The organism is Marinoscillum sp. MHG1-6, from assembly GCF_024714475.1.
Lineage (GTDB): Bacteria > Bacteroidota > Bacteroidia > Cytophagales > Cyclobacteriaceae > JAMZMI01.
On record NZ_JAMZMI010000008.1, the window covers coordinates 126,251 to 150,455 of the forward strand.

General features: G+C 43.2%; 23 protein-coding genes. 19 read left to right on the forward strand and 4 right to left on the reverse strand.

Translation table 11 applies throughout. The features are described from left to right. The first annotated feature begins 60 nt into the window (after positions 1–60). Together NXR94_RS15655 and NXR94_RS15660 are read left to right on the forward strand one after the other, a co-directional pair. A complete protein-coding gene (locus NXR94_RS15655; RefSeq protein ID WP_258105609.1) occupies positions 61–939 on the forward strand; it encodes an alpha/beta hydrolase in 879 nt (292 codons plus the stop codon). Between the two features lie 293 nt (positions 940–1,232). Continuing rightward, on the forward strand, positions 1,233–1,658 hold the full coding sequence (locus NXR94_RS15660) for a transposase (RefSeq protein ID WP_258105610.1): 426 nt from the start codon (positions 1,233–1,235) through the stop codon (positions 1,656–1,658). 166 nt (positions 1,659–1,824) lie between these two features. Here NXR94_RS15660 and NXR94_RS15665 read toward each other — a convergent pair whose 3' ends face one another. Both NXR94_RS15665 and NXR94_RS15670 read right to left on the reverse strand, forming a co-directional pair. After that, positions 1,825–3,477, reverse strand: coding sequence for a UxaA family hydrolase (locus tag NXR94_RS15665; RefSeq protein ID WP_258105611.1), 1,653 nt, complete (start codon positions 3,475–3,477; stop codon positions 1,825–1,827). 50 nt (positions 3,478–3,527) lie between these two features. After that, a complete protein-coding gene (locus tag NXR94_RS15670) occupies positions 3,528–4,964 on the reverse strand; it encodes a tagaturonate reductase (protein WP_258105612.1) in 1,437 nt (478 codons plus the stop codon). 188 nt (positions 4,965–5,152) lie between these two features. Here NXR94_RS15670 and NXR94_RS15675 point away from each other — a divergent pair, with 188 nt between their 5' ends. The 15 genes from NXR94_RS15675 to NXR94_RS15745 all read left to right on the forward strand — a co-directional run bounded on the left by NXR94_RS15675 (position 5,153) and on the right by NXR94_RS15745 (position 19,734). Next, a complete protein-coding gene (locus tag NXR94_RS15675) occupies positions 5,153–6,349 on the forward strand; it encodes a DUF4861 domain-containing protein (protein WP_258105613.1) in 1,197 nt (398 codons plus the stop codon). Beyond that, positions 6,346–7,752, forward strand: coding sequence for a glycoside hydrolase family 28 protein (locus NXR94_RS15680; protein ID WP_258105614.1), 1,407 nt, complete (start codon positions 6,346–6,348; stop codon positions 7,750–7,752). Before NXR94_RS15675 ends, NXR94_RS15680 begins: the two co-directional genes overlap by 4 nt. 26 nt (positions 7,753–7,778) lie before the next feature. Further along, positions 7,779–8,438 carry an NUDIX domain-containing protein gene (locus tag NXR94_RS15685; RefSeq protein ID WP_258105615.1) on the forward strand — a complete coding sequence of 220 codons (660 nt, stop codon included), beginning with the start codon at positions 7,779–7,781 and terminating at the stop codon, positions 8,436–8,438. A 108-nt stretch (positions 8,439–8,546) separates the two neighbouring features. Beyond that, positions 8,547–9,383: a 5-dehydro-4-deoxy-D-glucuronate isomerase gene (gene kduI / locus NXR94_RS15690; protein WP_258105616.1), complete on the forward strand. Its 837-nt coding sequence runs from the start codon at positions 8,547–8,549 to the stop codon at positions 9,381–9,383. Further along, entirely contained in the window at positions 9,383–9,769 is a 387-nt protein-coding gene (locus tag NXR94_RS15695; RefSeq protein WP_258105617.1) for a VOC family protein, read from the forward strand. Before kduI ends, NXR94_RS15695 begins: the two co-directional genes overlap by 1 nt. A gap of 13 nt (positions 9,770–9,782) precedes the next feature. Then, on the forward strand, positions 9,783–10,547 hold the full coding sequence (locus tag NXR94_RS15700) for an SDR family oxidoreductase (RefSeq protein WP_258105667.1): 765 nt from the start codon (positions 9,783–9,785) through the stop codon (positions 10,545–10,547). 27 nt (positions 10,548–10,574) lie between these two features. Beyond that, complete coding sequence (gene uxaC, locus NXR94_RS15705) at positions 10,575–11,972, forward strand: glucuronate isomerase (protein ID WP_258105618.1); 1,398 nt, start codon at positions 10,575–10,577, stop codon at positions 11,970–11,972. Positions 11,973–12,007: 35 nt separating this feature from the next. Next, a complete protein-coding gene (locus tag NXR94_RS15710; protein ID WP_258105619.1) occupies positions 12,008–13,057 on the forward strand; it encodes a sugar kinase in 1,050 nt (349 codons plus the stop codon). A 75-nt stretch (positions 13,058–13,132) separates the two neighbouring features. Continuing rightward, positions 13,133–13,804 (forward strand): bifunctional 4-hydroxy-2-oxoglutarate aldolase/2-dehydro-3-deoxy-phosphogluconate aldolase, encoded by a 672-nt coding sequence (locus NXR94_RS15715; protein WP_258105620.1) that lies wholly within the window; start codon positions 13,133–13,135, stop codon positions 13,802–13,804. A gap of 2 nt (positions 13,805–13,806) precedes the next feature. Then, positions 13,807–14,799, forward strand: coding sequence for a TRAP transporter substrate-binding protein (locus tag NXR94_RS15720; RefSeq protein WP_374988009.1), 993 nt, complete (start codon positions 13,807–13,809; stop codon positions 14,797–14,799). Continuing rightward, complete coding sequence (locus NXR94_RS15725) at positions 14,783–15,253, forward strand: TRAP transporter small permease (protein WP_258105621.1); 471 nt, start codon at positions 14,783–14,785, stop codon at positions 15,251–15,253. The genes NXR94_RS15720 and NXR94_RS15725 overlap by 17 nt, the downstream gene beginning before the upstream one ends. Further along, on the forward strand, positions 15,240–16,535 hold the full coding sequence (locus NXR94_RS15730) for a TRAP transporter large permease (protein ID WP_258105623.1): 1,296 nt from the start codon (positions 15,240–15,242) through the stop codon (positions 16,533–16,535). The genes NXR94_RS15725 and NXR94_RS15730 overlap by 14 nt, the downstream gene beginning before the upstream one ends. 206 nt (positions 16,536–16,741) lie before the next feature. Next, positions 16,742–17,407 (forward strand): TetR family transcriptional regulator C-terminal domain-containing protein, encoded by a 666-nt coding sequence (locus tag NXR94_RS15735; protein ID WP_258105624.1) that lies wholly within the window; start codon positions 16,742–16,744, stop codon positions 17,405–17,407. Further along, positions 17,407–18,714 (forward strand): AarF/ABC1/UbiB kinase family protein, encoded by a 1,308-nt coding sequence (locus tag NXR94_RS15740; RefSeq protein WP_258105625.1) that lies wholly within the window; start codon positions 17,407–17,409, stop codon positions 18,712–18,714. The genes NXR94_RS15735 and NXR94_RS15740 overlap by 1 nt, the downstream gene beginning before the upstream one ends. 87 nt (positions 18,715–18,801) lie before the next feature. Next, positions 18,802–19,734 (forward strand): SDR family oxidoreductase, encoded by a 933-nt coding sequence (locus NXR94_RS15745; protein WP_258105626.1) that lies wholly within the window; start codon positions 18,802–18,804, stop codon positions 19,732–19,734. A gap of 8 nt (positions 19,735–19,742) precedes the next feature. On the opposite strand, the gene NXR94_RS15750 is transcribed toward NXR94_RS15745, so the two are convergent. Next, a complete protein-coding gene (locus NXR94_RS15750; protein ID WP_258105627.1) occupies positions 19,743–20,261 on the reverse strand; it encodes a hypothetical protein in 519 nt (172 codons plus the stop codon). A gap of 317 nt (positions 20,262–20,578) precedes the next feature. Between NXR94_RS15750 and NXR94_RS15755 the strand changes: the two genes are divergently transcribed. Together NXR94_RS15755 and NXR94_RS15760 are read left to right on the forward strand one after the other, a co-directional pair. Then, a complete protein-coding gene (locus NXR94_RS15755; RefSeq protein WP_258105628.1) occupies positions 20,579–20,935 on the forward strand; it encodes a PadR family transcriptional regulator in 357 nt (118 codons plus the stop codon). Continuing rightward, positions 20,923–22,158: a hypothetical protein gene (locus tag NXR94_RS15760; protein ID WP_258105629.1), complete on the forward strand. Its 1,236-nt coding sequence runs from the start codon at positions 20,923–20,925 to the stop codon at positions 22,156–22,158. Before NXR94_RS15755 ends, NXR94_RS15760 begins: the two co-directional genes overlap by 13 nt. A 219-nt stretch (positions 22,159–22,377) precedes the next feature. On the opposite strand, the gene NXR94_RS15765 is transcribed toward NXR94_RS15760, so the two are convergent. Beyond that, entirely contained in the window at positions 22,378–24,165 is a 1,788-nt protein-coding gene (locus NXR94_RS15765) for a M14 family metallopeptidase (protein ID WP_258105630.1), read from the reverse strand. Between the last annotated feature and the right edge of the window lie 40 nt (positions 24,166–24,205).

The window sequence follows — 24,205 nt, forward strand, 5'->3', positions numbered from 1 at the left end:
GGTACTTTTGATAGATGAAAGGGAAAAAACGCATGACCATCGTCCTAAACAACAACTCAGATGAATAAGTATTTACTAGCCTTATTGACATTTATGTTTAGCTCAATTCTACTTTTAGCACAGGGAAATATTATCCCTTTATGGGATGATGAAGTACCTAATTCCATTCCTTCAGCAATGGAAGAGAGGACAGTGATCGAAGGTTCTCGTAAGATCAGTCAGGTAGTAGAGCCGACCATTGAGGTTTTCATTCCGGAATCCGAAAACACCTCAAAACAAGCGGTTCTCATATGTCCAGGTGGTGGATATGGGCGATTGGCCTATGATAAGGAAGGTACCATGGTGGCACAGTTGCTTAATGAACAAGGCATAGTTGGGGTGGTATTGAAATACCGGTTGCCGGAAGATGAATCCAATAAAGAGCCACATTTGTCTCCTTTGATGGATGTCAAAAGAGGGATGGAGTTGATTAGAGAAAATGCTGAACAATGGGGTGTCGATCCACAAAGGGTAGGAGTAATGGGCTTCTCGGCCGGAGGTCACCTGGCATCAACGTTGGGAACGCATTTCGATGAATCAAACAGACCCGATTTTATGGTACTGGTTTACCCGGTGGTCACCATGAAGCTAGATTATACCCACATGGGGTCACGACTCAATTTACTAGGCAAAAGTCCGACGAATGAGAACGTTGAGTGGTATTCTAATGAACTACAAGTTAAATCGAACACGCCACCCACTTTCATTACCCATAGCCAGGATGATAGAAGTGTGCCCGTTGAAAATACACTGCAGCTATACTCAGCACTAAAGGCTCAGAATGTGCCCGTGGAAATGCATCTCTATCCGTACGGAGGTCATGGATTTGGGCTTGCCAGTGGGAAAGGGAGATTGTCGCAGTGGTCGGAGGAACTGATCCGCTGGTTGAAGGAACTCTAATCAAAAAATGTTGCTTGATCGCAATTGTATTGCGATCGAAATCTTAATTGTAACCGCATAATTTGTTGATAGTGAAGAAAATTTTAGGCACTCGCTCGAGTAACCCGAGTGAGAAATATGATAATAGCTTATAGCCATGATTATTGTCTAGTTAGCTATGTTTCAGTTATGCTGTATAAATTACCGCTATATCCGAATTACGAAAGGCAAATAGTGATCACGCCTATTTTCTCACATTCACCATCGTTGGCTGGATTGATCTTTTCACTCGGAAGGAGTGCTGTGAGATTATTATGGATAGTTTAAAATTTTGTCAGCAAAGCAAAGATTTGGAAATCTATGCTTATGTCATAATTCCGAGTCATGTTCATTTGGTTGCCGGAAGAGAAGGTGGATTAATGAGTGATTTTATTCGGGACTTCAAGAGCCATACGGCTAGGAAAGTAATTGAATATATTAGTTGTGATGGTGGCGAAAGCAGAAAAGAATGGCTTTTACATATGTTTAGGTATTATGCTAAGTGTCAGAAACAAAACAAGGAATATCAGGTTTGGCAGAAAACAAGTCATCCCATTAAATTATTTTCAAATGAGGTCATCGATCAAAAAATAGACTACATTCATATGAATCCTGTAAAATCAGGAATAGTTGAAAGCCCCGAACACTATTGTTTTAGTAGTGCTTATGACCATAGGCAAGTAAAAGTGATATCGGCCTAAGGCCGAAGACATATAAATCACTCGGCACAGCCAAGCGATTGCCAAGTAATCTTAATGACATCGTCTTCTTAGAGAAAACAAAAAAGGAAGCCATATGGCTTCCTTTTGTTGTGAATAATTATTCAGCGGGTCATTAAAATCTTGGTCGTGCCACTAAATTAAATCATTATAGCGACACTCCTCGTTTCCATGGAATGAAGTCATACTGTCCCAGGATCATGGCCTTGGATTGAGCTTTCCCGCTGGCGATGTCAATGATAAATTCCAACATCTCTTCTCCCATTTCCTCGATTGTTTTCTCGCCTCTTATGACCGGTCCGGTATCGATGTCTATGATGTCAGGCATTCTTTGAGCAAGCGCCGAATTTGAAGCTACTTTCAGAACCGGGGTTACCGGGTTTCCTGTAGGCGTTCCTAAGCCAGTGGTGAACAATATCACGTTTGCTCCTGATCCGGCCAGTCCGGTAGTAGACTCCACGTCATTACCCGGCGTACAAAGTAGGTTCAAGCCTGGTTTTGTAGCGTATTCTGTGTAATCCAGGACCGCCGTGACAGGTGAAGTTCCTCCTTTTTTAGCTGCTCCCGCAGACTTCATGGCATCGGTGATGAGCCCGTCCTTAATATTTCCCGGAGAAGGGTTCATGTCGAAACCTGAGCCAGCCTCCACGGCCGCTTTTTCGTATGCTCTCATGATCTCTACGAACTTGTCAGCGTCTTGCTTCTCTACGGTTCTGTTGATTAATTCCTGTTCTACACCACAAAGCTCAGGGAATTCGGAGAGGATGGCTTTACCACCTAATCCTACAACAAGGTCGGAAACATACCCAACAGATGGGTTTGCAGAGATACCAGAGAACCCATCTGATCCTCCGCATTCCAATCCAACAACAAGCTTACTTAACGGAGCAGGCTTCCTGGTTTCTTTGTTAGCTTCTACCAACGCCATGAAAGTACCTGTAATAGCATTTTTGATAAGCTCCTGTTCTTTCCCGGTTTCCTGTTGATCGTAGATCAACACAGGCTTATCCAAATTCGGATTGACCTTTTTCAGCGCATCTTCTAAAATTTTAGATTGGGCATTTTGGCACCCGAGGCTGAGGACTGTTGCACCGGCAACGTTTGGATTGTTGACATATCCAGCCAGTAATCGGCAAAGCGTTTCAGCATCCTGACGGGTACCACCGCAACCTCCCTGATGGGTTAAGAAACGGATGCCATCAATGTTTTCGAAAACTTTCGGGCTTGTTGCGCTGGAGGCTATAGATTCCAGATCGAATTCTATATTGCCACTTGCCAGTTCATTACTTTCATACTTTTGAACCAGTTTGTCTACCAGGGCAGTGTAGGGATCTTGTTTTTCAAATCCCAATCCCTTTTCAAAGGCTTTCTTGATGGTCTCAATGTTTCGGTTTTCACAAAAGACCAAGGGAAACACCAGCCAGTAATTGCCAGTACCTACCTGGCCATCTTTTCTATGATAACCAAGGAACTCACGACCATCAAATCTTGAAACGTCTGGCTTCTCCCATACGAATTCATGTTTTTCTTCACTGCTGAAAGATTCAGACTTGTGGACAAGGTTGGAAACGGTCAGAGCCTGACCCTGGCTGATGGCATATTTTGCCACACCAACTACCACATTATACATGTGAACCTCATCGCCTTCTTTGAAATCCTTCATGGCGAATTTGTGCTTGGCCTGTACCGCATCCAGTAGGGTGATATCCTGTCCTGAAACATTTACCACTTCTCCTTTTGAAAGGTCAGTAAGTGCTACGGCCAAATCATCATTTTCATGTATGAGAATCGCCTTTTTCATCTTTAGTGTTAATAATTATAAGTTAAATGTTTTTCTATTCCTTGAGGCACTTAAAGTTTGGATGAAACTTCAACAACTCCACTTTCCTCAATAGCTTCAAGGTAATCTGTTACTTTTTGTGTTAGCCCAGTAACCTGTGTTAAATCCTGATCCCAAAAAGCGGTGTTCGCCAATACTTTGGAGGCAATGGTCTTCTTGTTGGCCCCTGATGATTTCAATTCCACAAAGAAGTCAAGGTATTCCTGGGTGTCTTTCAGCGTAAATTTATCAGAAAGATAGAGTTCTATCAAGCATGCCAGTGAGAATACAAGTTTATCAGGTAGACTTCCTTTTTTGTCAAGGTAATCCAGCACCGTAGGGAGTACTCTTACTTTATATTTTGAGATTGAATTTAGGGAGATGCTGATGAGCTCATGTCTGATGAAGGGATTTTGAAATCTGGCAATAACCTGTTTTGCAAAATCCTTTGGATCTTCACCTGGAATACTGATGGTTTCTACGATTTCATTGAAGACGGCCTCATTTACAAACTTGCCAGAGACGTCTCCATCAACGGTTTCTTTAACGGTTTCAATACCTGACAAAAGACCGACTGGTACCATAGAGGTATGAGCACCATTCAGGATTCTTACTTTCTGAGTTCTGTATGGAGTGATGCTTTTGACATACTTAACATTAAATCCATGCTTGTGTGCTGGAAAATGCTCCTGGATAAATTCATCTCCTTCGATTACGAATAGATGGAAACTTTCGGACTTCACAACAAGATTATCATCATACCCAATTCTTTCCTTTATCTCGTTGATCTCATCCTTAGGATATCCGGGAACGATACGATCTACAAGTGTATTTGCAAAGTGAATATTCTCAGCAACCCATGATGCGAAGTCTGAACCTAGATCCCATAATTGGATGTACTGCTCAATGCATTTTTTAAGCTTATCGCCATTGGACTCAATCAGTTCGCATGGAATAATTCCAACCGCTGCATCATCAGATCCTGAAAAATGGTCGAAGCGATGCTTTAATAGCTGGGTTAATTTTCCCGGGAAAGTGGTTGCCAATGCTTTACCTTCCGGTTGATCATTTTCATCAAAGACGATTCCCGCCTCGGTGGTATTACTGAATACAATTTTTAACGTTGGCTCTTCTGCTAATGCATAATAATCACCAAGGTTTTGAAATGGGTTGATCGCCTTCTGAACACAACTGATCAGACGCGCATCATCAACTGTTTTTCCATTTTCCAGCCCCTGGAGCAGGTGGTGGTAAAGGCTATCCTGTTTTGCCAACATATCTACCATGCCGAATTCAAGAGGTTGTACGATGGCAACCCCGGCATTGTAATCCGCCTTTTCATTTAGTTGATCGATGAACCAATCCACAAATGCTCTCAGGAAGTTTCCTTCACCAAACTGAACGATTTTTATAGGTAGATTTTGGGTGTTTGCATTAGCTCTGTTGAGCTTAGTTATTGTCGTTTCCATATTCAATGTTAAATTACGGCGTAATCGATTGCGCAAATTTAGTGATAAATTGCAGAATTTCATTACAATTTTGTTCTTCGATGAATTTTCCGATCGTTTTTATAGATTAAAATGATTGTTTGAAGGTCGAATTGCATTTGCTTATTGACATTATTCATTAATCCGTAAATTACTAAATCTAAACTCAAATGAAGCGATTTGCTTACCTAACCCCTCTATTAGTAGCTGCTGCATGCACGCAGTCTCCTCAACAGAAAATAGTCATCTCCAATCCATCAGACTTTCAGCGAAAGCAAGTAGTATCTGTGGATGTATCCGAAAAAGCCTGGCCAGCTACCGGAAAGGAGATTCAGAATGCTGATGGAACGATTGTACCGTCCGAGTGGATTGATGCTAATGGTGATGGCCTGACAGATGAACTTAAACTTGTGGCAGAGGTCAAGGCCGGGGTATCGTTGGAGCTTATAGTTTCCGAATCATCGGGAGGTGAACCTGTGAAAATGACCCAGGCAGAGATTTCAGTGAAAGAAGGAGGAGCGTGGCAAGGTCAAAAATATATCGGAGGCGAATTTGTCAACCAGACAAAAGTAACAGTTCCAGAGAGTCATACCGATCATTCCTATTGGATCAGGTATGAAGGGCCAGGTTGGGAATCCGACATGGTAGCTTACCGTAGCTACTTGGACTGGAGAAATGGAGTAGACATTTTTGGAAAAACCACTTCTGATATGGTATTGCAAAACGTAGGTCAGGATGGGTTTGACTCCTATCATGTCTTGAGCGATTGGGGAATGGATGTCCTTAAGGTAGGTTACTCACTAGGTATGGGAGCCATCGGCCGTTTTCAGAATGATTCATTATACAGGTTCCAAAACATGGCAGGAATGTCCTGTGAGATCACCAAAAATGGCAATCTCGAATCTGTAATCACCACTAAATACGACTCTTGGGTGACGGAGGAAGATACGGTCTCCTTGGTGTCGAAACTCAGTATCCAGGCTGCGTCCCGAGTAACAAAGCATGAAGTAGCTTTTGATCAACCTTTAACCGGCTTCTGCACGGGGCTGGTCAGAAGTAAAGATGAAGAGTATATCCAACTGGAAGAGGGCGATTATCTAGCCATCGCTACTCATGGAAAATATAGTCTGAACGGAGATAACCTGGGAATGGCAGTTTTAGCTAAAAAGGAGGATATCGCATCTCAGGCTGAACCAGACCATAGCCATGTGTTAGTGTTCAAACCTGCGGAATCAGTGACCTATTACTTTCTGGCTGCCTGGGAACTGGAGCCCAATGGAGTTAAAGATGTTGAAACCTTTAAGAAGTATCTCAGCCAGGAACTTATTAAATTGAATACCTCACTCAATGTTAGTTTACCACAATGAGACTAATATTAGCTTTAACGATAATGGCAGTGGTAATCATCACTGCCTGTAAACCTCAAACTAAAGTGGTGGAAAGAATGGACCCATGGGATCAGCTTGATTCTATAATTAGCCAGATTCAGATAACTGATTTTCCTGATAATATCTTTTCAATATTGGATTACGGTGCCGTGGCCGATGATGGACAGAGCGATGCAGAGGCCATTAAAGCGGCAATTGATTCCTGTAATGCTGCAGGTGGTGGGAAAGTCAAGGTGCCGGCAGGAGTTTATCATACAGGACCGATCTACCTGAAAAGCAATGTCAATCTTTATTTGGAGGATAGTGCGGAGCTTCGCTTTTCGACACAGCCGGAAGACTATCTACCATTAGTACATACTCGCTGGGAAGGGGTAGAGTTGATGGGCCTGAGTCCTCTGGTATATGCCTATGAGGAAGAAAATATTGCTGTTACGGGAAAGGGAACACTTAATGGACAGGCCAGTAATAACAACTGGTGGCCATGGTGTGGTGCCGGGTATTATGGGTGGAAAGAAGGAATGACTACTCAGCGGGACGAACAAAACCGACCGAGGCTTTTCAGGATGGGTCAGGATGGAGTTCCTGTTTCTGATCGTCAATTTGGCGTGGAGTCTGGGCTGAGACCTCAGTTTTTTCAACCCTATAAATGTAACAGGGTGTTAGTAGAAGGAGTGACATTTACCAATTCACCCATGTGGATCATGCATCCCACGCTTTGCAATAATGTCATTATTGATGGCGTAAGTGTGATAAGTGCGGGGCCGAATAGTGATGGATGTGATCCGGAATCCTCAAAAAATGTATGGATCAAAAACTGCTATTTTGATACGGGAGATGACTGCATCGCCATCAAATCGGGAAGAAATGCAGATGGTAGAAGGATCGACGTACCGAGTGAAAATATTGTCATCCAAAACTGTGAAATGAAAGATGGGCACGGAGGAGTGGTAATTGGTAGTGAAGCATCGGGAGGAGCCAGGAATGTCTTTGCCGAGGACTGCTTTATGGACAGTCCCAACCTTGACAGGGCATTGAGGCTGAAGACCAGCTCCGAAAGAGGAGGTATCATAGAGAATGTCTACATGAGAAACGTAAAAGTGGGACAGGTAAAAGAAGCTGTTGTCAAGTTCAATATGTTTTACGGCGATCCGGGTGATTTCATTCCTACTATCAGAAATGTGAGCGTGGAAAACGTAACCGTTTCAAATGGAGGGAAATACGGTATTCTTGTAAAGGGGTACGAAGAATCTCCGGTTAGTAATATTTTTATTAAAGATCTTACGATCGATACTGTAGGTCAGGAGTTAAGTCTTGAGAATGTTAAAAACCTGGTATTGGAAAATGTACAGATGAACGGAAGTGCTGTTACTTATACAGATTAGGCACTTATCGAAATTTAGGATTAATAATGAATGATATATCGAGTACTGTAGTAAATGAGCATTCTTATGAATGTACCATTACTGTAGACTGCGCTGTTTTTGGCTTTCAGGATGGTGTGGTAAAGTTGCTGCTGGTTAAGCGATCAGTAGAGCCATTCAAGGATAAATGGATGTTGCCGGGAGGTATCATGGGGCCGGAAGACTCACTGGAAGAGGCAGTGGGCAAAGTGCTTTATAATTTAACCGACATTGACAATGTGCATTATGAACAACTCAAGGTCTACAGTCGCGTGGATAGGCACCCAATTAAGCGTGTATTAACGGTGGCGTTCTATGCTTTGGTCAAACCGGAAAATCACCCGGTTATTGCTAAAAAGCATGTGGCGGAAGTCAATTGGTTTCCTTTGAACGATGTCCCGCAACTGGGCTTCGATCATGATGAAATTTCTAAGGATGCCTGGAGACGGTTGAAGACCAATGTGGAGGAGAAATTCTTGTTTGGGGAGCTCTTACCGCAACAGTTTACCTTGAAAGAGTTACAAGATCTATATGAAAGTATTATGGGTCAGGAGCTTGATAGACGGAATTTTAGGAAGAAAATATTGCAGAGTAAGCTCATTAGGAGCACCGGAGTAAAGAAGAAAGGTGTCAAAGGAGGACCGGAACTTTTTGAGATAATTGAGTGATGAACTTTTTGATTTGATCGAAAAGGGATTTCTGCTTACATTTGCAATCCATTAAACTGTGTAATAATTACACAGAAAGAAAAAATAGTTAACCTAAAAACATCCCAAATGAGCGAGATCAGATTTGGAACTCATCCTAATGATGTCAAAAAATATACGACAGAAGAGCTAAGAGCGCAGTTTTTAATGGAATCAGTCATGGTTCCCGGCGATATTACCTGCGTGTATTCCATGCACGATCGTATGATCACTATTGGAGTAGTTCCTACGGCATCAGCCATAGCTCTACCTGCTTACGAAGAGCACACCAAAGCAGAATATTTTCTTGAAAGAAGAGAGCTGGGCATTATCAATGTTGGAGGAGAAGGTACTGTGAAGGTTGATGGAGAGTCGTTTGACATAGCCAATAAAGAATGTCTCTACATTGGTAAAGGGAATAAGGAAGTCCTTTTCACAAGTAAGGATGCGGCTAAGCCTGCTGAGTTTTTTATTAACTCATGTCCTGCTCACAAAGAATACCCTACGGTTAAGGCTACGGAAGGAGATGCAAATAGGGTAGACCTTGGCGCAAAGGAGACTTGTAATGAGCGTACAATCTTACAGTACATTCATGAAGGCGGTATTCAGAGTTGCCAGTTAGTTATGGGCTATACCATACTTCATCCGGGTAGCATTTGGAATACTTTCCCGGCACACACACACTACAGAAGAATGGAAGTTTACTTCTATTTCGATATGCCTGAAGATCGTTTGGTTATGCACTTTATGGGCGACCCGAATGAAACACGTCACATTGTGATGCGCGATAAGCAAGCGGTGATTTCACCTGAATGGTCCATTCACTCAGGAGCAGGAACAGGAGCTTACTCATTTATTTGGGCCATGGCCGGAGAAAACAAAGCTTTCACCGACATGGATGGAATTGACTTGAAAACATTCAAATAATGGCTTTCGAACACTTCGCGCTGAATGTGGAGTCTCCGGTGGAGGTAGCACAATGGTATTGTGACCATTTGAGCCTTCATTTAGTTTTTGAACAAAAGGAATCTCCATATATGAGATTTCTGGCAGACGAGACAGAGCGCGTGGTGATGGAATTGTACAATAACCCCGCTGCACCCATCATGGATCACAATGTGAACCATCCTTTGGTTTTTCATGTGGCTTTTGAATCTTCTGATGCTCAAGCTGATAAAGAAAGACTTGAAAAAGCAGGTGCGGTTTTCTTTGAAGAAAAGAAACCCGGAGAAGGCACGCATCTGGTGATGATGCGTGATCCTTGGGGAGTCCCACTTCAAATTTGTCAACGAAAAAATAGATTGAATAAATAACCCAACGTCGATGATTACAGATTCATTTAGCCTTAAAGGAAAAGTAGCACTGGTAACCGGATGTAAAAGGGGAATAGGGAAGGCCATGGCTGAGGCACTTGCTGAAGCAGGGGCTGATATCATTGGAGTCTCGGCATCTTTGGAGTTATCCGGTAGTGAAGTGGAAAAATCTATTACTGCGCTGGGCAGGTCTTTCAAGGCCTACCAATGTGATTTCTCGGACCGTAAATCTCTTCACGCTTTCATCAAAAAAGCTAAAGCAGAAAACCCGGTAGTTGATATTTTGATCAACAATGCTGGAACCATTTTGAGGAAACCGGCAGCGGAGCATCCGGATGAATATTGGGATCAGGTGATCGAGGTCAACCTTAATTCACAGTTTGTGTTATCTAGAGAATTTGGCAAAGAGATGGTGGCCAGAGGTTCTGGTAAGATCATTTTCACGGCGTCACTTCTTACTTTCCAGGGAGGAATCACGGTTCCGGGCTATGCCGCAAGTAAAGGGGCTATTGGTCAGCTGACCATGGCACTTTCCAATGAATGGGCTGGTAAAGGGGTCAATGTCAATGCGATCGCTCCCGGATATATTGCTACAGATAATACGCAGGCGCTAAGGGAGGATGAGGATCGTAGTACCTCAATTTTGGCTAGAATTCCGCAAGGAAGATGGGGAAAACCAGAGGACTTTAAAGGGCCGACGGTGTTTCTTGCAAGCGATGCCTCGAGTTATATGAATGGCCACGTAATGGTAGTAGATGGTGGCTGGATGGGCCGTTAATAGAAGCGAACAACATTAGAAAAAATTATGAAAAAGTTTTTAGGTGACGATTTTTTGCTAACGAATAAGACAGCAGAAAAGCTATATCACGATCATGCGGCTAAAATGCCGATCATCGATTATCATAATCACCTGCCCCCAAAAGATATCCAGGGAAAAAGGGTTTTCAATAACATCACCGAGGCATGGTTAGAAGGGGACCATTATAAGTGGAGAGCGATGCGTACCAATGCAGTCGATGAGAAGTACGTGACAGGAGATGCCAGCCCGGAAGAAAAATTTCAGAAATGGGCTGAGACGGTTCCTTACACTTTAAAGAACCCACTTTATCACTGGACTCACCTTGAGCTAAAAAGATATTTTGGTATTGATACCATCTTAAATGGTAATACTGGTATGGAAATATATCAGGAGGCGTCATCTCAATTGAAGAAGGCTGAGAACTCTTGTCCGGAGTTACTTAAGAAGATGAATGTGGAAGTTGTTTGTACGACGGACGATCCAGTGGATACGCTCGAATTCCACCAAACTTTTAAAGATTCATCTCTTTCAATGTATCCGGCTTTTCGTCCTGATAAAATATATGCAATCGATAACGCCGATTCATATAAAGATTATCTAAAGACCCTGTCAGGAGTGGTTGGCTTTGAAATCAGAAGTTTTGATGATCTGATGAATGCCGCTCAAAACCGCATCGATTTCTTTCATGAAAATGGTGGTAGACTTTCTGATCATGGTCTGGAGCAGTTGTACGATGTGAAATACAGCATCTCAAATGCTTCGCAGACTTTTACAGACTTTATGGTAGGTAAAGAGCTGACGACAGAAGCTATTCAGGTATTTAAGATGAGCGTGTTGTTTGAGTTGTCAAAAATGTACAATGAAAAGGGCTGGACACAGCAATTTCATCTTGGAGCCATAAGAAATAATAATGCCCACATGATGAAGTTGTTGGGGCCGGATACAGGGTTTGACTCGATTGGAGATTTCTCTCAGATTAAGGCGCTAAGTAAGTTTTTAGGTTCCCTGGAGGATAAACTGACAAAAACCATCCTTTATAACTTGAATCCTGCTGACAACGAGGCTTTTGCTACGATGATCGGTAACTTCAATGTGCACAGTACGGTTCCTGGTAAAATTCAGTGGGGATCAGGTTGGTGGTTTCTTGATCAGAAAGATGGCATGGAAAAACAAATGACTGCCCTTGGCAACCTTGGCCTGCTAAGCCGATTCGTGGGTATGCTAACTGATAGTCGAAGCTTTTTGTCATTCCCACGTCATGAGTATTTCAGAAGAATACTTTGTAACCTTATTGGTACAGATGTGGAGAATGGAGAGATTCCGAATGACCTTGATCTACTTGGCAAAACGGTTGAAGATATCTGCTACAATAACGCCAGGAATTACTTTGAATTTGGAAAATAATTAACTGATTATAAGACCTAATATTTGATAATAAGATGAGTAAAAAAGTGGTAACCTTCGGAGAGATCATGTTGAGACTGGCTCCTGAGGGATTTTTGAGATTTTCTCAAGCTAGTTCTTTTGATGTAGTTTACGGAGGAGGAGAGTCTAACGTGGCTGTTTCCCTTGCGAACTATGGTGTGCCGGTAGATTTCGTAACCCGACTTCCAAAAAATGATATTGGAGAGTGTGCCATGATGGAAATGCGTAAGCGTGGTGTCAACACTGAAAACATTGTTTGGGGTGGTGATAGACTGGGTATTTATTTCCTTGAGACCGGAGCTGTTTCTCGTGGTAGTAAGGTAGTTTATGACAGAGCTCATTCGGCAATGTCAGAAATTCAACCGGGTATGGTTGATTGGAAAAAAGTATTTGAAGGTGCAACCTGGTTTCACTGGACCGGTATCACCCCTGCGATCTCTCAAAGTTCGGCAGATGCTTGTCTGGAAGCGGTAAAAGCAGCCAGCGATTTGGGATTGACCATTTCTACTGATCTTAACTATCGTGCTAAGCTTTGGAAGTATTGCACAGCGGAGAAGAGAGAAGAGATCATGACCGAGCTTACTTCTTATTGTGATATCGTATTGGGCAACGAAGAAGATGCAGAGATGCACTTCCATATCAAGCCTGAAGGTATCAGTGTACAAACTGAAGGTCACAATGTAAAGGCTGAAGCTTTCCTTTCTGTTTGTCAGCAGATGATGAAGAAATTCCCTAAAGCGAAGAAGGTGATTACCACGCTTAGAGGTTCTATATCAGCATCACACAACACGTGGGCCGGAGTGCTTTATGATGGTTCTAAAATGTACGAGACCCGTCAGTACCAAATCACTGACATCGTTGATAGAGTAGGTGGTGGAGACTCCTTTATGGGTGGATTGATCTACGGATTATTGAAGTATCCTGAAGATGATCAGAACGCACTTGACTTTGCAGTGGCAGCTTCATGCTTGAAGCATACCATCAAAGGAGATGCTAACCTGGTGACTGTATCTGAAGTAGAGAAACTAATGGGCGGAGATGCATCCGGCCGAGTGGCAAGATAATTTATTAGTTGTTAAGATGTCCTTCACTTAGGTGGAGGGCATTTTTTATATTTTAGACTTTAATAAAGAAACAAAATGGCAAGATTCAGCCGAATAGATGTAGCGATCGCTATGAAGGAAACAGGTATGGTACCTGTATTCTACAATAAGGACATTGAATTGTGTAAAGGTGTAATAGAGGCATGTTACAAAGGTGGTGTGCGTGTTTTCGAGTTCACCAACCGTGGAGACTTCGCTCATGAGGTATTCGCTGAGCTGGTCAAATGGTCAGAAAAGGCCTGCCCTGAGATGATCATGGGTGTAGGTTCAGTAATTGATGGCCCTACAACAGCATTGTATCTTCAGCTTGGTTCCAACTTCATCGTTTCACCGATTGTGGATGAAGAGATGGCTAAGATGTGTAATAAAAGAAAAGTGGCATGGAGCCCCGGATGTGGATCAGTTACAGAAATTGTAAAAGCACACGAACTGGGTTCGGAGGTCGTTAAAATATTCCCTGGATCACAGGTTGGGGGACCAGCATTCGTGAAAGCAGTAAAAGGACCTTTCCCTTACGCGAGCATCATGCCTACCGGAGGAGTGTCTCCGGATGAAGCTAACCTCAAAGGATGGATCGAAGCGGGCGTGCATTGTGTAGGTATGGGATCACAATTGTTCCCTAAGGAGGTGCTTGCTAATAAAGATTTTGACTATATCACCAATAAGTGCGCTGAAGCAATTTCAATTATCAAAAAACTGAGAGAATAAACTTGAGACGACTTAACCCAATATTGATAACCCTGATGATCCTCTTTTTTACCGATTGTGCTGGTAAGAAGGAGGTGAAAGTGCTGAAACTGGCTCATGGCCTCGATATTTCTCACCCTGTACATAAAGGAATGGAGTACATGGCTGACCTCCTGGCAGAAAAATCAGGAGGTAAACTGACTATCGAAATTTACCCGAGCGGTCAGCTCGGTAATGAGCGTGAATCCCTTGAACTACTTCAGATAGGAAGTTTGGCGATTACCAAAGTTTCGGCATCTGTGATGGAAAACTTTGCTCCTAATTTCAAGGTGCTCGGGCTTCCTTATATTTTCAGAAATAAGGAGCATATGTATGGTGTGCTTGATGGTCCAATTGGTCAGAATCTTTTGATTGAGGGAGAAGATTTTCGCTTAAGAGGGCTGTGTTATTACGATGCAGGGAGCAGAAGTTTCTATACGAAGGACAGACCTATTGAGTCCCCAACTGATCTTTCAGGATTGAAAATCAGGGTAATGAAAAGTAAAACAGCCATGAATATGGTTGAAGCGCTTGGGGGATCACCTACACCGATTTCATTCGGCGAGTTGTATTCTGCTTTACAGCAAGGAGTTGTTGATGGAGCCGAGAATAATCCTCCCAGTTTCTACTTCTCAAGACATTATGAAGTTTGTAAATACTATTCACTTGATGAGCATACTTCAGTTCCTGATGTCTTGTTGATCAGTACAGAATGGTGGAATGCATTGACAGATCAACAGAAAAAATGGTTGAAGGAGGCTGCGGATGAATCTGTCATTTATCAAAGAAAGCTATGGGAAGAATCTGAAGCTGAGTCTTTGAAAGCCGTTCAGGAAGCAGGAGTAACAATTCTTAGACCGGATAAAAGTCTATTTGCGGAAAAAGCCGAATCTGTACTTGAAGAGTACAAGGACGACCCTGTGAAATACGAATTGATTAAACAAATCAAATTTCAGAAAGATGAGAGCAATAATTGATAATATACTATCCAAAATGCTCGTCTTCTTGATGGGGATTATGGTGATCAACGTGCTGTGGCAAGTGGCCTCCAGGTATCTGGTAGGATCACCCAGTACATTTACAGATGAGCTTGCCGGATTTCTTCTGATATGGGTTGGCTTGCTGGGAGCGGGCTATGGTACAGGTCAGGGTCTTCACCTGGCAATAGATATTCTTCCAAATGCTGTAGAGGGGAAAAAGAAAGAAATTCTTGATTATGTGATCAACGGATTTGTTGCCTTGTTTGCCTTGATGGTTATGGTGATCGGGGGTGCGCGACTTGTATTTCTAACCCTTGATCTGGAGCAGCTGTCTTCAGCATTGGAAATTCCGCTTGGCTATGTCTACCTGGTCGTTCCGTTGAGTGGTGCGGTCATGGTTTATTACAGTATTCATAACATCATAAAAGGATTGAAAGATGGCAGTAACTGAGGTATTAATTCTGGTAGTTAGTTTCCTTATACTACTGTCACTTGGGGTTCCCGTTGCTGTGAGTATTGGTCTATCGTCCATGTTTACTTTGATGGTGAGTATTCCAACTATCAATGCGTATACGACGCTGGCTCAGCGTATGGCAACAGGCCTGGATAGTTTCGCGCTATTAGCGATCCCGTTCTTCATATTGTCGGGTCAGCTTATGAATAGCGGAGGTATTGCAAAAAGGCTGGTCGACTTTGCCAAGGCCATTGTTGGAGGTCTTCCGGGTGGCTTGGCGTTTGTCAATATCCTTGCTTGTATGTTGTTTGGAGCAATTTCAGGTTCTGCCGCCGCAGCCGCATCGGCGATTGGTGGATTTATGGGGCCTCGTATGGAAGAGGAAGGCTATGAGAAGTCTTTTGGTGCGGCAGTAAACATTTCCAGTGCAACAACCGGATTGATCATCCCACCAAGTAATATTCTCATTGTGTACTCGCTGGCGAGTGGAGGGGTTTCTATTGCCGCTTTGTTTATCGCTGGTTATGTTCCGGGTATTTTGATGGGGTTAGCTTTGATGCTGGTTGCGATGGTCATATCTATCAAAAGAAAGTATAAAAGAGGAAGTTGGGAAAGCCTTGGCTCCACTTTCAAGAAGTTTTGGGATGCCTTCCCGAGTTTACTGCTTTTGGTAATTGTCATTGGTGGTATCGTCGCCGGTATCTTCACAGCTACAGAAGCTTCAGCGATTGCGGTATTGTATACCCTTGTTTTGGCATTTATCTACAAGGAAGTGCGAATTGCCGACCTTCCAAGAATTCTTTTAAGTACGGTAAATACCACCTCCATCGTGATGCTTTTGATCGGTACGTCCATGGGAATGAGCTGGGTGATGTCATACGAAAATATACCTCAGGAGGTGAGCAGGGTGCTGATTACCTTGACGGATAATCCTTTGGTGATTTTACTGATCATTAACATGCTTCTTCTCTTCGTGGGAATATTTATGGATATGACTCCTGCGGTGCTGATCTTCACACCGATTTTTCTACCGGTCGTGACGGAAATTGGAATGGATCCAATCCATTTCGGGATCGTCATGGTGATGAACCTTTGTATCGGATTGTGTACGCCTCCTGTGGGATCGGTGCTGTTTATAGGGTGTGGTGTTGCCAATATCAGTATTCAGAAGGTGATCAAACCACTACTGCCTATGTTCATAGCAATGTTCCTGGTTTTGATGATAGTTACCTTTTGGCCGACACTTACTATGTGGTTACCACAAGTTTTTGGATTTTAGAAAGTGCCTAAATGGGCTGTAAATAGATATTTTGGAAAAAATACCCTTTTTTGGGTATTTTTTTTTGCCCTTTGCCGCTCTACTTTCGAGGTGTAACAGATTCGTTCTGTATCTGTTCACCGCTGGTTAAGGGCCTTCTCAATATGGGGAGGCTTTTTTTATTTGGATTCGGACAACATTTTGCTTCAAACATTTGTTACCGAATCATGGAAAAGACAGCAACGAAAAAAGCGAAGCGATCGATTACAAAATCGACCCTTCAAAAGGCCTACATAGACTATCTGCTCACCCATGGAAAACAGCCCGTTTCGATCTTCGAATTTGCCGGAGAGCTGAAAGCTACCGAGTCAGATTTTTATAAGCATTTTAATAGCTTTAAAGCACTTGAGCGTTCTTTGTGGCTGGACTGGTTCAATAGTACGGTTAAGCTCCTGGAGAAGGATGAAGCCTATGCTCAATATTCGGTGAGGGAGAAGGTGCTGGCCTTTTACTTCACATGGTTTGAAACAGTCATGAAACACCGAAGCTATATCATCTTTCGTTTTGAAAAGGTCCGAAAGGAACTGACCCCATTTTTCCTTTTGGCACTGAAAGATGCTTTTGATGATTACATCAATATGTTGCTCGTGGAAGGAAAAGAGAGTACTGAAATAGCTGAGAGACCTTTTAGCAAGCAGTACGATAAGGCTTTTTGGTTGCACTTCATTTTCCTCAATAAGTTTTGGACAGAAGACGATAGCGATGATTTTCAAAAAACGGATGCGGCTATCGAAAAATCAGTCAACCTTGGACTTGATCTGGTAGGTAAAGGGCCCCTGGACTCGATGATCGATTTCGCAAAGTTTTTATTTCAAAATAAGCGACCATTTTGATGAAGGAACAATCAAAAATCCCAGTAGGGAAAGTTTCGAGGGCAGCGAAGTTTGTGAGTACCGGAGCCAAGGTTGGGGGCAACTATTTGAAGCATTATTCACGAAAGTTGGTGGATAAGAATGCGACTCGCGAGCAGTTGGATAAGGACAATGCCAATGATATTTACGATTCCCTTAGTGAGCTGAAAGGCAGTGCGCTCAAGGTAGCGCAGATGCTGGCTATGGATAAAAACCTGTTGCCCACAGCTTATCAGGACAAGTTTGCCATGAGTCAGTACAGTGCACCACCGCTTTCTTTTCCTCTGGTGGTCAAAACATTTCAGAAATACTTTGACAAGTCTCCTTTCGAAATGTTTGACAGCTTTACTAAAAATGCGGTAAACGCAGCATCTATTGGTCAGGTGCATAAGGCTACAATAGGAGAGCAGGTGCTGGCTGTGAAAATTCAATATCCGGGTGTAGCGGATAGTGTACGATCCGATTTGAAGTTGGTGAAGCCATTTGCTCTCAGGCTTTTTGGGCTCAACGAAATAGAGTTGGATCAATACATGGATGAGGTGCAGGGTAAATTGCTGGAGGAAACAGATTATCAGCTAGAGGTCAGGCGATCCATGGCGATCTCTGAGGCCTGCTCCCATATTAAGGGGCTTCAATTTCCAAAGTATTATCCTGAAATGTCCGCCGATCGGATCATTACCATGGACTGGATCGAAGGGAAGCACATTAAGGAATTTTTGGCAACTAACCCATCACAGCATATACGTGATGAAATAGGGCAATCCCTGTGGGAGTTTTATCACCATCAGATCCATGAACTGAAGGAAGTTCATGCAGACCCGCATCCCGGTAACTTTATTATGCAGTCTGACGGCACGCTTGGAGTGATTGATTTTGGATGTGTGAAGGAAATCCCCAAAGATTTTTACGAGGCTTACTTTAAGTTGATGAGTAAAGGGCTGGTAAGTAATGATGAAGAATTAAAAGCGGTATTATCGCGACTCAGTTTCCTTTATGAGGATGATAGTCCGTATGAAATAGAGCTTTATTTATCTGTGTTCAAGGAAATGACCGAATTACTGGGGCAACCTTTCCATTATGATGAATTTGACTTTTCTGACGATCGCTTTTTCAATGAGATTTACCAGCTCAGTGAACGGTTAAGCAATATGAAGGAGTTGAGAAATTCACGTCATCCGAGGGGTTCCCGACACGGGTTGTATGTCAATCGCACCTATTTTGGTCTTTACAACCTGCTCAATGCACTTGGAGCCAAAGTGAAAACTACCAAACCCGATTGGTTGGTGTAACGGAATATCATTCCTGAATGAAATTGTGATTTGTGGCAATTCCTCATCCCATTTCGGTAAATTTCTAGAACAACAAATACACCCGAAATGACCAATTATGCAGAAGGTATGCTCAAAGACGGAGCGCTCAAGGGGAAAACGATCATTGTGACGGGAGGTGGGACAGGTCTTGGTAAATCCATGGCTACCTACTTCTCTAAACTTGGTGCCAATACCGTGATCACGAGCCGTAAACTCGAAGTCTTGCATGAAACAGCTAAAGAGATAACCGAACATTCCGGTTATCCCGTATTAGCGCTGGCTTGTGATGTTCGGGACTACGAACAGGTCGAGCAGGTCATACAGGATTCAAAGAAGGAGTTTGGGCAGGTAGATGTGTTGCTGAACAACGCGGCCGGTAACTTTATTAGTCCAACCGAAAGACTTTCACATAGAGCCTTTGATACTGTGGTGGATATTGTCTTAAAGGGCTCGTACAATTTCACCCTGGCGCTCGGGAAGGATTGGATACAAAACAAGCAAAAAGGAAACATACTGAGCATTGTGACCACTTATGCATGGACAGGTTCGGGGTATGTGGTGCCTTCAGCATGTGCGAAGGCTGGTGTGCTTTCCATGACCAGATCATTAGCGGTTGAATGGGCAAAATATGGAATTCGATGTAATGCGATTGCTCCAGGGCCCTTTCCGACCAAAGGTGCCTGGGAGAGACTGCTTCCGGGAGGGTTGAAGGATAAGTTTGATCCCGCTAAAAAGGTACCGGTGGGGCGCGTAGGCGATCATCAGGAACTGGCTAATCTGGCAGCTTACATGGTGTCTGATTTCTCAGCTTATGTCAATGGCGAGGTAATTACCATTGATGGAGGAGAATGGCTGAAGGGGGCAGGAGAGTTTAGTATGTTAGATCAGGTTCCTGAGGAGCTGTGGGAAGCCATGGAGATGGGTAGAAAAAAGGAGGGGAGCAAACTGAAAATGATGTGGCTTTACCTGAATGGGTTAAGGAAGGTTAAGTTTAAGTGAAGGCTGGTCTATTCAATCCCGGAATAACCATCTGAGATTAGTATTGAACCAGCACAACTAAGTATTTCTATGATTTCCTGCGCGCCTGTGGTGGTAGAAATGGTATCTATGCTGGATATCAGCGTGGAGGCTTCGCAGTTTGAATCATCAATAGCTGAAGAAAGGTTTTGTTTAACCATGGTTTCATTGGCAAGAAATGCTTCCCTAATTGATATCTCCCGATCAATGAACCAGTCTGCTGCGCCGGCTTCCTCGTATTGTGCTCGCAATGCCTCAAAGTCATAATAGGCTTTACGACCTTCTACTCGCAGTTCAAAATACACTTCGCTGCACCCACCTGAGTTAGGTCCCTGCCATAGAATGGGTTGATCCTCTATGGAGATGATTTGGCAATTGCCGTCACCCCATTCAGCAAGTTTGTTGCCAATGAGGATGATCTCCGCTTCCGAAATGTTCGAATCTTCTTCTTCACAGCTTAGGAATAAGGTGGTGAATAATACTAAAATGATGAACTGGAATATTTTCATAAGTAATCGGTTAAACTCAGACCGTCAAATATATCCAATTATCCCGGAAAGCGGTTTGATTTGCTTGTCTTGGACCATCTTGTTATGGGCGTTGTTGAGCTCTCTCGAACAACATTAAAATACCAAAGAAGTCATGTTGATGATAACACTTTCAAGGGCGAAAGTGATCATTAGTCATTTTAAGCGACGCTGAAAGCTGAACACTGAAAATAACTGGGTGCGAGTCATCGGTGATTCAAGCCTTCGGACAATCTAATTCAGCCAATATAATTTCCTTAATTATTATATTATTTATATATTTAAGAAAATTAAATATTATGGATTCTAAAGAGTATATAAAGGGAACCATCAAAACCATCGTACTCAAGCTATTGGCAGAGCAGGAGCGGATGTACGGATATGAGATCAGTCAGCGGGTAAAGGAATTGTCCTCAGGAGAGATAGAGCTGACCTATGGTGCACTGTACCCAATCCTTTATAAGCTGGAGAAGGATGGTTTTCTGATGACACACTCTGAGATTGTTGATGGACGGGTGCGTAAGTATTATTCGTTGACTAAATCCGGCAATGAGACAGCAAAGGTGAAGGTGGCTGAGCTTAATCGTTTTGTTGAATTGCTGCAAAATGTACTGACGCCAATGCCCGGATCAAATTTGAGCACATGGGGAGCTTAAGTCAGGAACAAGTAGCGATGCTTATGGCAGATCTGGATGCGGAAGGAATCACATTCGAGCCGCTGAGGTCTGAGTTGGCTGATCACCTGATCAGTGATGTGGAGAGTAAAATTCAGGACGGACTTTCATTCGAAGGGGCTTTTAAAATTGTCAAGTCTCAAATACCAAAAAATCATTTTAAACACATACAAAAGGAGACCATGGAAATATTGAGTAAAAAATTCTTCATCGTGAACCTGTTCGTTAAGGTTTCAGTCGCATTGTTGACTCTTTCAGCATTCTTTAAGCTAATGCATTGGCCTGGTGCATCGGCTTTGCTTGTGTTATTTATGGGCGTGTCTGCCTTTACGATTTTGCTTGGTTCAGGTCGGTGTGTTCGCGTTTATAGAGAGTATAAAGGGCGGATGGCCATATGGGCCATAGCCATTCTTTTTGGAGCTTTTGTAATAGGCCTTTGCTTTAAAGTTCTGCATTTTCCTGGGGCCATGGAGCTCTTTGTTTATTCTTCTATTGGCATTGCAATCCTGTTTCCGGCCCTTTCCATTTACTTTTATTTTTCAGGCGGTAGCCTTCGGGATCATTTGCTGGTTCATCTGCTTGGAAATAATCAAAGGTACATGAAGCATGTAGCGCTTACTTTGATTGGATTTGGGATTATTCTGAATTCAGAAAAGGTATTTCTTGGAGGGCAAAATTACACAGGGCTGATTTTCTTTTTTTTCTCTGTGATACTGGTTGGAATGTATACCTATGCTTTTACCTGGAAATATTTCGTTGAAAATTCAACCGATCAACCTGCCGTCAAAAGGGCGTTGCTGTTATCATCTACTTTGGCCTTCTTGCTATTCATGTTGCCCATGTTCATGCCTGTATTATTCGGATCTGAGAATGGTATTGGATTCGTGATCAGACAGTTTGCAGCCTTTGGTGCACTCATCATCTTTGATGTGATCGTGTGCGTTCATTATGCAAAGTTCTCAGATTCTCCCTCCAAACATTGGCTTGCTCCCTTAAGCACATTTTTGGTTTTTTATCCGTTTGTCAGACTGGGGATCAAATTGGAGTGGTTTGAAGGTTTTTTGGGCGGATTGACCACCAACACCACTTTCATTATCGGTTTTCTGGTTTTCCTTTTGGTTCTATATGTGCGGTTCAGAAAGGAGCCTCTGTTTTCATCTTTGATCATACTCACCATGGTCTCACATATGATCCCAACGCTTTAGAATATAGATCAAGGCGGGTTGGGGAAAAAATGGCGGGCGGTTGAGCGAAATGGCCAGCGGGTTTATTTTTTCATGGTCTTTTGTCCACTTTTTGACAAGAAAAAGTGGAAGCCTCTCCGGCTTGAGGAGAATATCATAAACCGGACGTTACATCCCAATGGGAATAACGGATTAATGCTTGCTTGCTGTCAAGCAGGCCAACGTCGAACCCAGTTTCTACTATTCCACCCCAATAGGTACAACCTTCCACTCCTGATCATAATAAGGAGTCTGGGCATAAAACCATTCGTAAATGCTCTTTGGAGACTTTGCAAAGGCGCTGTCGGTCTTCATTTTCGATTCAAACCGAGCCTTTAAATCAGGGTCCTCTGATAGCATCTTACCAATCAATGGTTCGATGACGTAGGCTTCGATATACTCTGTTTGGGAAAGGATTGGTAGGAAATAGCCCCATTGCAGGAATCCATCAGGTGCTGATGGTTCAAGTAAAGCAACTACCAGTTCTCCTAAAGGTTGGTCAGTTGGGATCCGCACTGAACCGGGGTAATAGGTCACTTCTCTGGAAATACTTTCAGTCTTAATGTCTTCAAGCCTTACGCGGCCTTCATAAGGTTCCCCAACCTTATAGGAGGTGAGAAAGTACTGGTTCACCGTCTTTGTCTGAGTAGTGGTGAGTGTCTCCATTTCTACTCCGTGATGTTGCAGTTTTTCGATGACTTCACTCCATTCTGCGGGCACCCAATAGGCGCTGGGTACTTTTACTTTCGTTGAGGCTTTGGAGATTTTAATGTTAGCAATGGTTTCTGTGGTGGTCTGTCCTGTCCATTGCACATATTCTGTATGAGTATATTTCGATTTTACCAGGACGGACTTGATTCCTTCCAGTTGCATCGAGTCAGGAGGACCTTCCGCTTCTTCATAGGCCAGCGTGAGAGAATCCGGTCTGAGTTTCAGGTCGTTTTCGATCATTTCATTGAGCAGGGGTCCTTTAGAGGCCAGTACGTTGATTGCCGCTTCGAGAAAAACATAAGTTCCCAGTACGCGCTGGTTGTACGGCTTTAAAGAATGATTTTCAACCAAAATGGAGGGTACATGTCGCAGGTTACCGTACGAATCTGAATACCGCGGACTGAAAGCATATTCGGTGTTCCCTTCCGTAAAATCTCTATCGTTTTTGGCAAACATCAAAGGGCCCGGAATATGACCATTTTCCTGAAGTGCATCATCGACCTTAGGTTTCAGTTCTTCTGAAAGCCATTTGGTGATGGTTGGAGAATAAGAGGACTTTTCAGCAAAGCCATAGGTAATATCATATTGATAGTCAGCTCCATCAGTCACGTGGAGGTCCACATAGAGTTCCGGGTCATAGTCATTGATCACCTGAATTACCGCTTGCACTCCGGCGGTTTCTATTTTTGTAAAGTCCCGGTTGAGGTTCAGGTTTTGAGCATTGGTGCGCCATCCCATCACCTTTGGCCCGCGCTGATTCACACGGGTGTATTCGCTTTTTCGCTCGTGCCCGTCCACATTCAGGATAGGGATAAATAGCAGATTAACATCGTCCAGCAATGCCTTCTTTTTGCCCATGGCAATGTCTCTGAGCAGCATCATGCCGGCATCCTTTCCGTCAATTTCACCGGAGTGAATGCCTGCATGAAATAGAAAGGCCGGTTTTGGTGAATTGACAATATCCGATGCTTCAAATTTGCCTTCCTTTGAGGCGATGATCATCTGAATGGGTCGGCCTTGTTCGCTCATGCCTATCGACCTCATTGATAGCAAAGGAGATGCCTCAACGAGCTTAGATAGCCATGCCATGGTAGTTTTATAATCCGGCGTTTCTGTAAGTCCGGAAACCTCGGAAGGTGTGATCCACGGGTTCTTCTTTTTGACAATCAAAGCCTCACTTTTTCCGGACCATGGGAGCACAGGAGGCAGAATGTCCTGACTTTGCAGTGTGGTCAGAAAAATGAATGAGATAAGGAGAAGTAGCGCAGTTTTTTTCATAGGGAAAATATTGAGTAGCCAAGATCTTAAAATTCAGTCC

Coding starts and splice junctions, on each gene's coding strand:
- NXR94_RS15655 (WP_258105609.1), top strand. CDS start 61: ATGAATAAGTATTTACTAGCCTTATTGACATTTATGTTTAGCTCAATT.
- NXR94_RS15660 (WP_258105610.1), top strand. CDS start 1,233: ATGGATAGTTTAAAATTTTGTCAGCAAAGCAAAGATTTGGAAATCTAT.
- NXR94_RS15665 (WP_258105611.1), bottom strand. CDS start 3,477: ATGAAAAAGGCGATTCTCATACATGAAAATGATGATTTGGCCGTAGCA.
- NXR94_RS15670 (WP_258105612.1), bottom strand. CDS start 4,964: ATGGAAACGACAATAACTAAGCTCAACAGAGCTAATGCAAACACCCAA.
- NXR94_RS15675 (WP_258105613.1), top strand. CDS start 5,153: ATGAAGCGATTTGCTTACCTAACCCCTCTATTAGTAGCTGCTGCATGC.
- NXR94_RS15680 (WP_258105614.1), top strand. CDS start 6,346: ATGAGACTAATATTAGCTTTAACGATAATGGCAGTGGTAATCATCACT.
- NXR94_RS15685 (WP_258105615.1), top strand. CDS start 7,779: ATGAATGATATATCGAGTACTGTAGTAAATGAGCATTCTTATGAATGT.
- kduI (WP_258105616.1), top strand. CDS start 8,547: ATGAGCGAGATCAGATTTGGAACTCATCCTAATGATGTCAAAAAATAT.
- NXR94_RS15695 (WP_258105617.1), top strand. CDS start 9,383: ATGGCTTTCGAACACTTCGCGCTGAATGTGGAGTCTCCGGTGGAGGTA.
- uxaC (WP_258105618.1), top strand. CDS start 10,575: ATGAAAAAGTTTTTAGGTGACGATTTTTTGCTAACGAATAAGACAGCA.
- NXR94_RS15710 (WP_258105619.1), top strand. CDS start 12,008: ATGAGTAAAAAAGTGGTAACCTTCGGAGAGATCATGTTGAGACTGGCT.
- NXR94_RS15715 (WP_258105620.1), top strand. CDS start 13,133: ATGGCAAGATTCAGCCGAATAGATGTAGCGATCGCTATGAAGGAAACA.
- NXR94_RS15725 (WP_258105621.1), top strand. CDS start 14,783: ATGAGAGCAATAATTGATAATATACTATCCAAAATGCTCGTCTTCTTG.
- NXR94_RS15730 (WP_258105623.1), top strand. CDS start 15,240: ATGGCAGTAACTGAGGTATTAATTCTGGTAGTTAGTTTCCTTATACTA.
- NXR94_RS15735 (WP_258105624.1), top strand. CDS start 16,742: ATGGAAAAGACAGCAACGAAAAAAGCGAAGCGATCGATTACAAAATCG.
- NXR94_RS15740 (WP_258105625.1), top strand. CDS start 17,407: ATGAAGGAACAATCAAAAATCCCAGTAGGGAAAGTTTCGAGGGCAGCG.
- NXR94_RS15745 (WP_258105626.1), top strand. CDS start 18,802: ATGACCAATTATGCAGAAGGTATGCTCAAAGACGGAGCGCTCAAGGGG.
- NXR94_RS15750 (WP_258105627.1), bottom strand. CDS start 20,261: ATGAAAATATTCCAGTTCATCATTTTAGTATTATTCACCACCTTATTC.
- NXR94_RS15755 (WP_258105628.1), top strand. CDS start 20,579: ATGGATTCTAAAGAGTATATAAAGGGAACCATCAAAACCATCGTACTC.
- NXR94_RS15760 (WP_258105629.1), top strand. CDS start 20,923: ATGGGGAGCTTAAGTCAGGAACAAGTAGCGATGCTTATGGCAGATCTG.
- NXR94_RS15765 (WP_258105630.1), bottom strand. CDS start 24,165: ATGAAAAAAACTGCGCTACTTCTCCTTATCTCATTCATTTTTCTGACC.